The 13,428-nt window shown below is 42.7% G+C and carries 7 protein-coding genes; 5 read left to right on the top strand and 2 right to left on the bottom strand.

Translation table 11 applies throughout. The annotated features are described in order from the left end of the window. Window positions 1-75 precede the first annotated feature (75 nt). The 3 genes from FHW88_RS00330 to FHW88_RS00320 all read left to right on the top strand — a co-directional run bounded on the left by FHW88_RS00330 (window position 76) and on the right by FHW88_RS00320 (window position 9,183). On the top strand, window positions 76-3,039 hold the full coding sequence (locus tag FHW88_RS00330; protein WP_176622287.1) for a gliding motility-associated C-terminal domain-containing protein: 2,964 nt from the start codon (window positions 76-78) through the stop codon (window positions 3,037-3,039). 117 nt (window positions 3,040-3,156) lie between these two features. Further along, window positions 3,157-6,651, top strand: coding sequence for a gliding motility-associated C-terminal domain-containing protein (locus FHW88_RS00325; protein WP_176622285.1), 3,495 nt, complete (start codon window positions 3,157-3,159; stop codon window positions 6,649-6,651). Between the two features lie 174 nt (window positions 6,652-6,825). After that, window positions 6,826-9,183, top strand: coding sequence for a gliding motility-associated C-terminal domain-containing protein (locus FHW88_RS00320; protein ID WP_176622282.1), 2,358 nt, complete (start codon window positions 6,826-6,828; stop codon window positions 9,181-9,183). On the opposite strand, the gene FHW88_RS00315 is transcribed toward FHW88_RS00320, so the two are convergent. Continuing rightward, complete coding sequence (locus FHW88_RS00315; protein ID WP_176622280.1) at window positions 9,166-9,897, bottom strand: pyridoxine 5'-phosphate synthase; 732 nt, start codon at window positions 9,895-9,897, stop codon at window positions 9,166-9,168. The genes FHW88_RS00320 and FHW88_RS00315 overlap by 18 nt on opposite strands. A gap of 568 nt (window positions 9,898-10,465) precedes the next feature. Between FHW88_RS00315 and FHW88_RS00310 the strand changes: the two genes are divergently transcribed. Continuing rightward, window positions 10,466-11,464 (top strand): polysaccharide deacetylase family protein, encoded by a 999-nt coding sequence (locus FHW88_RS00310; RefSeq protein WP_176622278.1) that lies wholly within the window; start codon window positions 10,466-10,468, stop codon window positions 11,462-11,464. Between the two features lie 390 nt (window positions 11,465-11,854). Here the strand turns inward: FHW88_RS00310 and FHW88_RS00305 are convergent, their stop codons facing one another. Further along, the gene (locus FHW88_RS00305; protein ID WP_176622276.1) at window positions 11,855-12,766 is read right to left on the bottom strand and encodes a serine hydrolase; all 912 of its coding nucleotides are present in this window, start codon (window positions 12,764-12,766) and stop codon (window positions 11,855-11,857) included. Window positions 12,767-12,852: 86 nt separating this feature from the next. Here FHW88_RS00305 and FHW88_RS00300 point away from each other — a divergent pair, with 86 nt between their 5' ends. Then, window positions 12,853-13,308, top strand: a complete 456-nt coding sequence (locus FHW88_RS00300; RefSeq protein WP_176622274.1) for a hypothetical protein — start codon at window positions 12,853-12,855, stop codon at window positions 13,306-13,308. Window positions 13,309-13,428: the final 120 nt, after the last annotated feature.

The raw sequence follows: 13,428 nt of genomic DNA, 5'->3' as shown, positions 1-13,428 counted from the left end.
GTAACAATTAGCTAATATGATATTGACAATGCATTTACAGGAAAAAAATGTAATTTGGCTCTTGAATACCTAAACATGACGGGCAGGCGAGTTTTACTCTTTATCACTATTTTTCTTTTCATCAGCTTTAAAAGCTTTTCGGCTGTTTTCACGGTAACCAGTAATGCTGATTCGGGACCTGGGACCTTGCGCGAGGCACTCACCCTGGCGGCAGCCAATGGCAGTGCGGAGAAGGATTATATTTATTTTAATTTACCGGATTTGAGCGAGGCGGGAAGGACGATAACAATGTTAACCCAATTGCCGGATGTTTCATCAAACCTAATTATTGACGGCAGCACACAACCGGGTGATAAATTTGGCATAAGTGACGCTAAAGTTGCACTTTTTCAAACGGCCGATTATACACAGGAGGTCTCGGGCTTGTTCATTCATGATCAAACTGATGTAGCCGTACTTGGCTTATATATTAAGTGCGCAACCTATACAATTACGCAAACCAACTATTTCTGGCAAGGTATCAATATAGAAAACAGTAAAAATATACAAATTGGCCAGGCAGGAAAAGGTAATATTATCGTTGGATTTTATTTCCCGATAGCTACTAACTTTGACCATAAAAGTCAAACCTGTGAAAACATCTCTTTAAAAGATAATATCTGCGACATTGAAATTGACGGAATTACCACATCACCCAATTTACAATATAACCAAGGCGCTTATTTTTTCTTTCTTGCCGGACAAATAGACATTGGTGGCACGACTGGCGAAGGTAATTTATTTGCCAATGGTTTGACCATTTATCAGTGGAACTCCTACGATGATTCACCGCCTGCTAATTTTCTGATCAGGAATAACAAGGTCGGTGTAAATTACCTGGTTAACGATATTATACCCTCATGTATTGGGCTTAACATAGGAAGTGGAAGTCCTGCCGGAAAAAACACTATTACTATAGCGGATAACGAGCTAGCGGGTTTCCAGGGACCTTTATTTGCCTCTAATTGTATCGGTAAACTCACCATATTAAGAAACTATATTGGTATAGATAAAACGCTCACTCATAAGCTAAATATACCGGGTGCAGGAATAGCTGTTTTTTACTATCAGGGTGATGTGCAAATAGGCACTACCGACCCTAAAGATGCCAATGTAGTTGGATATTGTAAACCATTACAATTAACAGAAACTCTTAAGGTGTCTTTTAACAAAAACAGTTTTTTTTGCGCCAAAGATTTTTACCCCATTTACAGCTATAGCCTGTACAGTCCGCTGCCGCAGGCAAGCATCACTAATGTTACCAATAACAGCATTGGCGGTACCGCAACTCCACACTCATCTATCGAATTATTTTATGCAGATGACTGTGGCACTTGTTCTCCCAAAACATATTTTGCATCAACGATTGCCGATAATAACGGAAAATGGGTTTACAACACCCATTTAACCGGCTCGGTTTTAGCTACCGCAACCATAAACGGAACCACGTCCGAATATACGCAACCCTCTTTGTCGGCCAATGTAGATGACAGTCAAATAAATAAGCACACACCCGATTGCAATGGAAGTAATGGTTCAATAACTAATATCAGGGTCTCCTCCTTTACCCAGCCAACTGATATTTATACCTACACATGGACTAATAGCCAAAATCAGGTCGTTGGTCATAATCTAGACCTCAACGGGGTACCAGAAGAAACGTATACCTTAAAAATTACCGGCCCCGGCTGCGGCACGATAACAACTGCCCCTATAACGCTAAAGTCAAAAACAATAACGATTGATTTAACAAACATCCATAAATCAAATGCAGGCTGTAATGGACCAACCGGTTCAATTACCGGCATAACCGCGCCAAACGCAACCCATTATCAATGGATAAATAAAATCAACAACCAAATTGCAAGTAATTCAAGCGATCTTAGGGATGTTGGACCTGGTACTTATCAGCTGATTGCAAGCAATGATTTTAGCTGTAGCGAGAAAAGTCCGGAATACACTATTGATGCTACTCCTGCAACCGTCTATCCAAATTATAACACTAATATTAACAACAGTTGCACAGGTGAAAACAACGGCTCAATTACCGTAATACCTACAGATAACCTTGTTAAAACAGCACGCTGGATTGACGCCGAAGGGCAACCTGCAGGTACGGGGTTAAATGTCCCAAACCTTAAGCCCGGCACTTATAAAGTTTACTTTACCGATGCCAGCGGCTGCGAAACACTTTATCCGCATGATTTTACCGTTAACGAAATTGATCCCTTGCAAATAGTGGCAAACTCAGAAACCCGTACCGATGATCAATGCGGATTAAATACGGGGGGTATAAAAAACATTCAGGTTAAAGGCGGCACACAGCCCTACACCTATTTATGGCTTAATGTAGCCGGTGAGCATTTAGTTACATCGCAAGATCTTACAGACGTCGGTGCCGGGGATTACACGCTGCAGGTTCAGGACGCCAGTGGTTGCGGCGTTATGGCAAGTCGCATTTATACTGTTTTAAATGAAAACAGCAGCATAGATGCGCCGGTAATTGCCCCCTTGCAATTATGCGCCCCGGGCGAAGCTTTGCTATCCGTCAGTTCTCCATCTGCCGGGAATACCTATCGTCTTTATGATTCGCAAACAAGCACTCAATACCAGGATGAACAAACCAATGGCATCTTCAAAATCAAAGCAAACCCCAATAGCACTTATTATATAAGCCAGGTTAGCGGCCAGTGCGAAAGCGAACGAACCCAGGCGCAAATAACCATCAGCTTATCTGCTATTGATATCCCAAATGCGTTCACACCTAATGGCGACGGTAAAAATGACTACTGGAAAATAAACAATGCTCAAAACTATCCGCAGGCAATAGTCCAGATATTTAACAGGTACGGGCAAAAAGTATTTGAATCAAAAGGTTATAGCGTACCATTTGACGGAACTTATAATGGCACCAGACTTCCTTCGGGAGTGTACTATTATATTTTAAATCTCGGTAAAAGCTGCAATTTGCTCTCAGGCAGTTTGTCAATCATCAGGTAACCATACAGCATTTCACTATTTTGATGTTGTTTATTGTATAACCACCACCTGATCAATATAATATTCACAGTGTACTTACAGCAAAAAAGTGTATTTTGCAGCTGATTACCTAAATCAATGTTTGTTAAGAAATTATCACTTTTAGTACTACTAATATCGATCTTGTTTTGCAATGTAGCCTCAGGCGCTACATTTATAGTAACCAGCAATGCCGATACCGGTCCGGGAACGCTGCGCGAGGCTTTAACCAACGCCGCGGCTAATGGCACTGCGACGCCTGATATCATCCAGTTTAAATTACCGGGAACGCTTGTATCTGACCGCACCATCAGGTTAAGAAGCCAGTTGCCTGCTATTACATCTAACGTTGTTATTGATGGCACAAGTCAAGCTGGCATAGCTTTTGGCGTATCTGATGCACGGGTTATCATTGAGCCTGAAACAACGCCTGTAAATTTCAGCGGTCTTTTTATTAACGGCGATCCAAACTCGGGAGGGGCGGTAGCAAAAAGCATTGAGATCTACGGCCTGTATATCCGCAACTTTGCCAAGATCACCAATTTCTCCAATCCCGATTTTAACCAGGGTTCGGGTATTTATATTTTAGGTGATGCCTCAAATATCATAATAGGCGCGCCGGGCAAAGGCAACGTTATATGCGGAAACCTTAATGGTATTGTTAATTATTCAAACTACTATAACGTTAACGGCCTTGCCGATGCAAGCATTCAAAGCAATATAATCGGTTTACTTGACGACGGCTATACAGCCGCCAGCAATTTTGACGGATTGAACCTTTTCATCAGCAAAACTGTTAACATAGGTGGTGCAAATGCCAATATGGGCAACATCATATCGGCCAACGCTGTAAACATCGGTATCGGCAACACGTCCAATTTTACTGTGGTGCCAGGGACTATCAATATTCAAAATAACAAAATAGGCACTGATTATACCGGCAAAAAGGATTTTAAAAACATCCCGATATTTCAGCAGAACGCGTTTATGAAGGCTTATGGCATCAGTATCAATGCTACTAATACTACGGCTAATATCAGCGCCAATATTATTTCGGGGCAGCGTTTTGCAGGGATCGCTATTGAGCAGGCTACATTTAATATTACAGGTAATAAGATAGGTACTGATATAACCGGCACGGCCGATCTGGGAAACGGCGAAGGCATCAGGGTTGGCGAAAGTTCGTCGGGCACCATTGGAGGGCCGAATGCAGCAAATAAAAACTACATTGGTTATAATCAGTATGGCATTGAATCCCTTAACAGCAGGCATACACTCATAACCCGGAACAGCATTTTTTGTAATAAAGATTATGGCATAAGCGTCATAAGTAATTATTACACCGTTCCTTTTGTGCAGGTGCTCAATTTTGGCAGTACAGCGGTATCGGGAGTAGCTACACCAAACTCGGCTATCGAACTTTTCTTCTCAGACGATTGCGGAACTATATGTCAGGGCAAAACCTACATTACCACTGTTCAGTCGGATGCAAGCGGCAAATGGACATATTCAGGCAGTATCGCCAAAGCAGTAATAGCCACTGCTACCGATGGTAGTAACAACACTTCTCCGTTTTCATCATTGGTAATACGTGATGATGATATAGTTGTTAAACATTATACCTGTACCCCCGGCAGCATCACTATAAAGCAAGACAGAAGCGGGTTATTATTTCACTGGGACAAAAAGGAGCAGAACGGCAGCCTAACGTCAATAAAAGATGGTCAGAATGTTTCGGGCCTTTTACCCGGCACCTATCAGCTCACGGTTCAATACCCGGGTGGCTGCCAGAAGGTAACACAACTTTTTGAAATAAAAGATCTTCGGATCAAGATCCAAAACGTAATTGTTCCGGTTCCGGAATGCCGCCAAAAACTGTTCCCTTTTAATGTAAACTTTACCGGTGGTGCAGGCAATCTCACTTTTACATGGAAGGACAAGAACGGCAAAGTAGTGGCCAATACCCAGGCCCCCTACCTACCCGAAGGCTCATTTACTGTAACTATTCAGGACGAGGCCGGCTGTTCGGCAACATCAACCCTTACGCCACCTATAAAAGCCAAACCGGGCCCCGATTATGACTTATCTACAATGGCTGTGACCCCTGCCCGTTGCGGTATAGCCGACGGCAGCATAAAAAACATTACACCCATCCCCTCAGGGATAGGTACACTTACCTACAAATGGCTGGATGCCGCGGGCAAAACCGTTAGGACTTCAAAAGATCTGGTAGGAGTTAAAGGCGGTACCTATACCCTCGTACTCACAGATCAAAGCGAGTGCAGTCCTTATTCTACCCCGCCGATAACCATTACAGAAACATACTCGGTAATCTTTTATGGCGGGGCTGTAACCCCCGCGAAATGTGGGGAAAATAACGGGGCAATAACGGGGGTTTATGTTCAAAATGCAGACAAATATCAGTGGTATGATCCAAATGGCAATCCCATCACTACTAACCAGACTAACCTTGATATTTTTGATCTCGCCGATGGTACATACCGGCTAAATGCGTTAAATACTCATACGCAATGCAGCAACGACGCCTATTTTACGGTTAACCGTTTGGCACCCGAGGTATTTACCATTAAAAACCTTATTAACACACCTACTACCTGCGGGCTCAACAATGGCAGCCTGCATATTGATTTTGAGGGAACTATAAAGCCAAGTTCTTATCAATGGGTTGATGCAGCCGGTACAACAGTAAGTTACGGTACCGATGTTCCAAACGCCGCCCCCGGTTCATATACGCTTCATGTAACCGATAAAAATGGATGTGCTTCTGTATTGGGCACCTGGGTAATACAGGCAACCCCTTTGTTACAATTTTCGGCAAATAATGCCCCGGTAGCCAAAACAGATGAGTGCGACCAGCTATTGGGCAGCATTACAGGCATTGATGTTTCCGGCGGTGTACCTCCATATAAATTTATCTGGACCGACGCCACCGGCAATACCGTGGGGAACGATAAAGATTTAATAAATGTGGGCAAAGGCACTTATTCATTGACAGTTACTGATAACACTACCTGTGCAATTCCGTTACCATTCAGCAAGGAGGTTGGCAACCAAAAATTTATCCCAGACGCACCGGTATTAAACGACCAAAGGATCTGCCTGCCCGGAAAGGTGGGCCTGTCTGTTTTAAACAAAACTACAGGCATGTATAATTTATATGCCGATGCTACATCAACAACGCCGCTTCAAACCAGTAATACCGGCAATTTTGAAGTATTAATAACCGAAACCAGTGATTATTATATCTCATACAGCATAGGATCATGCGAAAGCCCGCGCACCAAAACACATATCGAAGTTGTATTGGTCGACGTAAAATTCTCCAATACCATAACCCCCAACGGCGATGGTATAAATGATTACTGGAAGATAGAAGGCCTTGAAAAATTCCCCGGCACCTTAGTTCAGATCTTTAACCGTTACGGAAAAAGGGTGTTCGAGTCAAAAGAATACGCCACACCATTTTCAGGGCAGTTTAATGGCTGGCTGCTGCCTTCGGGAGTGTATTACTATATCATTAACCTCAATACTCCTTGTAAGCTGCTATCGGGCAACCTTACCTTGATCAGGTAATTTTTTAACAACATCATGAATAACCTGCCGCTCCCTTTTGCGGCGGGTATATTATTTATAAAGGATATTAAACAAAAATCGTAACTTACTGGCAGGCAATATCAACCAATATTAACGAACCAGTTTATTGCCCAAATCAATTTATAAACTAACATTCCAGATTGTGTTGCCGCCATGAAACACAAGTTGTTTCTGTTTACGCTATTTTTATTGCTGACCTGTTTAAATGCAGAGGCCACGGTATTTACCGTTACAAGTAATGCTGATGCAGGAACAGGTACACTGCGCGAGGCCCTTACTAAGGCAGCCGCCAACGGAACAATTCAGCAGGATATTATTAATTTTAACCTGCCGGGCAGCGTGACCATCACACTTTTTACGCAGCTCCCCGAGGTTACCTCTAATTTATTTATCGACGGCAGCACGCAGCCAACGCCCAAACTCGGCAGAAGTGACGCCAGGGTTTATATCATACCCGATATAAGCTATACTTTTCCGGGGACTAAGGCAGCAGCTCTGTTGATGACCGAAGTTACCAATGTGGAAATATATGGCTTATGCATAAAAGGTTACAGCAGCAAACTCACAAACTTTAACGGCAACCTGCTTTTCACCGCTATATCGGCTTATGATTGTACCAATATTACCATAGGCGCACCAGATAAAGGAAATGTTTTTTGCGATAACATCTACGGTGTGTATTGCGGCACCAACTCACTAACCGACTCAAAGAATAATGATAATATCAATATCCAATCAAATTTTATTGGTTATGACGAATCGGGAACAAATGTTGTTGAATTAGGGTATGCACTTGATATAACCGCCGATAACTCATTAGTGGGTGGCCCTACCTTCAAAGAAAGAAACTATTTTGCTACCGCGATAGCCCTGAACGGAATTGATAATAAGTTTATCAACAACTCGCTTTCACTTGATGTGAACGGGCAGGACAACCGCGTAAACGGGGCATCCATACTTGTACGGTTTCAGGGAAGCAATACGCAGGTAGCCGACAATGATTTTTGTTCTACACAATTTCAGTTTATATCGGTAAACAGCTTCACTTTTATGCGTAATAAGCAAAGCAGTATACCGGGTAATTCGGGTATGTACTTATTTAAATGCAATAATGCTTTTATTGGCGATGATAATGATAACGATATCAATATCTTTAGTAATGACGGCGGCGCTTTCTATGCGGTCGAATCTAACAATATTACTATAGCCAAAAACAGTATCTCATGTAATACAACACCATACCTGATATCAAGTGGCACAGCCATTCCCAACATTAATATAGTTGTAAACAGTGCTGCCGAATTTTCAGGAACGGCATCGCCGGGAGCTGCTATTTATATTTATAATGACAATACAGATTGTTCTGTTTGCAATCCGGTACAGTACCTGGTTACGGTTGTTGCAGATGCAGCGGGTAACTGGAAGTTTACCGGCGATTTTCACAATAAAAAACTGGTGGCAAATGCTACACTTAATAACAGCTCATCTGAATTTACCCAACCGGTGATTTCGACATCGGCCGCCGATTATGTGAAGGTTAATCCAACTTGTTTTAAAAACAACGGATCAATCACCCTGCAAAATTTAAAGAATGTTATTGGCATCGACTGGTATAATGACCAGGATCAATTAGTACAGTCCGGCGGCCCTAAACTGGATGGCGTTGGCGTTGGCACCTATTACGCCAAATGCTATAACGGAAATTGTTTTGCCAAATCTATTCTCATCACCTTAACCAGTTCAAATCCCGGCATTGATGATTCAGGGCTTCAAAAAGTGAATGCTTCCTGCGATGCAGCGAATGGCAGCATCAGTAATTTAAAGCTTATCAATACAAACGGCGGTACACCACCATTAAGGTGGACAAATGAAGCCGGAGATGTAATACGCAACACACTGGATATCGACGGGCTTCCCGGCGGAACATATACGCTAACCATAGATCCGGACGGCTGCGCTGTGCCCTATCACATTACCCTGCTTAACCAGGAGCTTGTTATCGATCCGCCTGTGATAAGCAGCTTTCAATTGTGCGGCCCGGGCGAAACAATAATACCAGTAAAAAACCCAGTAGCAACGTCAACCTACAGGCTTTATGATAGTGAAACCAGCACTACTCCGCTTGATGAAGAGCCTAATGGCAAATTTAAAGTAAACGTTACCGCCAACCGAAGCTATTATATAAGCCGTTTTAGCAACGCTTGTGAAAGCACCCGCACAAAGGTTGATGTAAGCGTGGGCCTTTCAAACCTTAATATCGCCAATGTAATTACGCCCAATAACGACGGTATCAATGATTACTGGCAAATAGTCGGCATGGAGAACTATCCGGCGGCAACCGTAAAAATATTTAACCGGTATGGCAAAAATATTTTTAACTCCATAGGATACGCCCGCCCGTTTAACGGCACCTATAATGGCAAACCATTACCTACGGGAAGCTATTATTATATCATTAACCTAAGCTCGGGCTGTGGCTTATTATCGGGCAGCTTAAGCATTATCCGTTAACGATAATTGCCTCAGGTACATTTGGATAGTGTTTTCCAGGCCATAGTACAAGGCATCACTTACCAGGGCATGACCAATGCTTACTTCGAGCAGGCCAGGTATATTTTCTGCAAAATATTTCAGGTTATGTAAATCCAGATCGTGACCGGCATTAAGGCCTAATCCCGCCTGTTGCGCAACTTTTGCGGCCTCGATATAAGGAGCAATAGCAAGTTCTTTCCCCTGCGGAAAATGAGTAGCATAGCCTTCGGTATAAAGTTCTACACGGTCAGTACCTGTTTTGGCGGCGCCCTCAACCATTGCAGGTATTGGATCAACAAAAATAGATACCCGGATGCCGGCTTCTTTAAATACCGCTATCATATCTTTTAAATAATGATAGTTGGTGATGGTATCCCAGCCATGATTAGAGGTGATCTGCCCTAATACATCAGGTACCAGGGTAACCTGCTCGGGCTTATTGGCCAGCACCAGGTCGATAAATTTTTGTTCCTGGCAATTACCTTCAATATTAAACTCGGTAGTAACAATTTTCTTAAGCTCAAACACATCGTTATAACGGATGTGGCGCTCATCGGGCCGGGGGTGCACCGTTATTCCCTGCGCGCCAAAACGTTCACAGTCTTTAGCAACCTGGATCAGGTCGGGATTATTGCCACCCCGCGAATTACGCAAAGTGGCTATTTTGTTGATGTTGACAGATAGACGGGTCATACTTCAAAGTTATAGATCATTTAGGTAAATTGACGGATATATTTAACTTTAAACCATGAAGCCTAAACAAATCATTATCGAACTGGGCGTACTGTTTGCCATATATGCGCTGGCCTTTTTTTGTTAGCCTGTTTTTTTGAAATAGTAAAAAGAAGCGTAATCTATGATTTCAATTTGCACGATACCTACTTTGTAATATCGACCTCACCGTGGGATTATTTAGTAATATGGGCTTTTTCGTCCATAAGTACATTAGTTTATTTTAGCAGGGCCATTATCCGTCGTTATAAAATAACATTGTGAATGCCATCTTAATTGGCAGCAACTTTCTGTTAAGCATTACATTGATAAAGGTTTACCGTATGATTTTGATTTGAGAGAGAAGCATGATATCAAACTCCCAGAATTTAACAAGGTACTCCACTCCTTCGGGATTAAATACCATGCCGCCATCAAAAGTTGAACATCAATATTTTGATAATTTACATGTTTGTTCCAATAACCATTTTTATGTTGATATTAGTTGTAAGCAGTATACTTACCGGCAGAAACTGGAAAACAAATGCCCATGAACAAACACCTTCTTAAAATAACGCTATCACTTTTTATTCTACTGCCTCTTTGCCACGAGGCCTTTGCACAAACCGTTTACCGCAAAATCGGGAACTACAAGGTTTACTATGGCTGGGCGCACAACTATCCGCAGGACTGGATGATCCTTCGCCGCTTTGATAATGAAGGGCGCAATTATCTGTTGATGGTGAACCCGCAAACACTGGAAACCAAAATAAACGAAAGCAGCTTTTATCAGATCAAACCCTTGACGATGGAGCAGGCGCGTGAGTTTTTTAAAAGTACACCTTATCAAAAGGCGCTCAGTAAAGCCGAAAAACAATCTGTCAACATTCAGGACGCAGGCATCGAAAGCGGCATCCCCAAACAAACAGGCATCAGCCTTACTGCCGACCTATGCCCATCGCACCGCCCGTTGGATAAACGCATTTTTACCGACATTTTCACTGAATTTAAAAAGGTAGAGCGCCCTGTACCAATAGCACTTTCCATAACCGGCATCTGGATGCGCCAGCACCCGCAGGACCTGGACTGGCTAAAACAAATGCAGGCCAACCGTGAGATCTACATCACCTGGATCAATCATTCCTTCAATCACCGGGTTAGCCTGAAAGCTCCGCTTAAAGAAAACTTTTTACTTGAACCAGGAACAGATATTAGTTATGAAGTACTGGAAACAGAACAGGCCATGCTGCGTAATGGGCTATTACCATCCGTATTTTTCAGGTTTCCCGGCCTGGTATCTGATCAGCAACTGGTATACCGGATTACCGGTTTCGGCTTGATCCCGGTTGGTACCGATGCATGGCTGGCTAAAGGCCAACAACCCCAAAATGGCAGTATTGTGCTCATACACGGAAACGGCAATGAACCTGTAGGCGTTAACGATTTCATTAAACTACTGCAGTCAAAAACACGATCAATTGCCGGTAAGCAATGGTTACTGTATGATTTACGCGAAAGTGTGGATGAAGAGTTTAGTGAAGCGCCATGAGGGAAGCCGGCAGTGCACAGTGGCAGTTAGCAGTGCAAATGCGCAGACTTACGAAATTTAGTTTTTAAGTTTTTTGAGTATGATACCCTAAAATAAAAGCCCCATAGCACTCGCTGCATGGGGCTTTAAACCTAAACCTTATCACAAATCCGGGTTTGGATACCCGTAATTGAATTGTAAATATAAACATGATTTTTAATAATTTCATGGGCTTTGTTACAATTTAATTCTTTTGCACCATATAACATCCATTTATATAAATCTCATATTTTTTTCACCTTAATTTAACAGTATATTCACAATAGAGGCCTGCATCTATCTATCCGGATACGGAAAGCATATGTTTCCCAAGATTCACGCTACGGGAAGCAGCAATGACCTTTTAATTATCTACTCATTCAGCATAAACTTGTCAATCCCGTATGCCGGTTGCCACTTATCTCCAGGTTCAAAATAATGCCAAAGCAGCGCCGATACTTTTTTGATCAGCAATCCAGCTTCATTGTCGGGTGTCCAACTGGTATCCTTGTTATGATTAGTAATGATCGAAAACACATAATCTCCATGCGGGGCATTTACCAGCACAGTTTCCGACCTTGATTCATCAACCGCCCCCTGTTTGGAAATGGTATGTACATAAGGCGGAATTTGCGACAACGCGTGCTCATCCCAGTAAATGCGGCCCATGTTACGGTACATCCGCTCGCTGGCTGCCGGGCTTACCGCCTTACCTTCGCGGATCATGGTGAACAGGCGGCACATTTCGCGCGGGGTACTTACTCCCCAACCATAGATCCTGCGGATAGCTTCCCTGCCCGGCACACGTGAATTCACCCGCATTACCTTAAAGTCATTTTGATTGAGCCAGTTGTTGATATATTCGCCGCCCACCAGCTTTTGCAGCCACAAACTTGCGGTATTATCGCTCATGGTGATCATGAGCATAGCCACTTTACTCAATTGTACAGTGTCTTTATCTTTGAACGAGCCCAGCAAATCCTCACCTGCATAAAGCAATGAATCACGGTAAATTAATTTTTGATTATACTTCAGCTCACCTTTTTCTATCTTATCCATCACCCCGCATTGAATGCTCACTTTAATCATACTGGCCGTAGGGAATAAGGTATCGGCATTGATTTCGGCTGTTTTACCGGTTTTTAGGTTATGTACATAAATGCCAACCTGGCCCTGAAAATCTTTGACAGCTTCATTTAATTTAGCGCTGAGTTTACTATCGGTTTGTGCAAATGCCGGTGCAGCTAACAATGTTAACAACAGTAAGGTAAGTTTATGTTTCATGTGATGGCGATCTAAAAAAATGAAAATACAAATTTTAATATAACAGACAATCACTCCTTTATATTTGCTAAAACATCCGTTAGCCCATGAACCAGTTCGTTGATATTACCAACCGCAAAGTGTTATACCGCTTAATGCTCAACCTGCGGCCCGAAGCAGCGCCACTTTGGGGCAAAATGAAACCGCAGCAAATGATCGAACACCTTATTGACCAGGTTCAGTATACCAACGGTGTAAAAATACCAACCTGGGATGGCCCGGATGATAATACAGCAGCACGTAAACACTCCGCCGTTTATACCGATGCCGAAATACCCCGTAATACCTTTTTGGAAGAATTGGCTGATACCTTAATCTACCCTAATTTGGAAACTGCTATTAATCAGCTAATGAAAGAACTTGACACTTTCGACAGGTATTTCAATACCCCCGATGTTAAAGTGATCCACGGTGCCTTCGGCCCTATGGATTATTATGAGTGGATCATATGGCACGGAAAGCATTTTACGCATCATTTGAAGCAGTTTGGGGTGATAGACTGATAGTAAATCGACATCAAATATTAACTTTGTTGTTCTTCAGAAATTTAAAAGAAGAAAGACGTCATTGCGAGGTACGAAGCAATCCCAAACTATACAGAGGGGCTTGCACTGCTGACCTGC

Source organism: Mucilaginibacter sp. SG538B (assembly GCF_013376065.1).
Lineage (GTDB): Bacteria > Bacteroidota > Bacteroidia > Sphingobacteriales > Sphingobacteriaceae > Mucilaginibacter > Mucilaginibacter rubeus.
The sequence above is the reverse complement of the archived record's forward strand: the minus strand, read 5'-3'. Positions and strand labels throughout refer to the sequence as shown.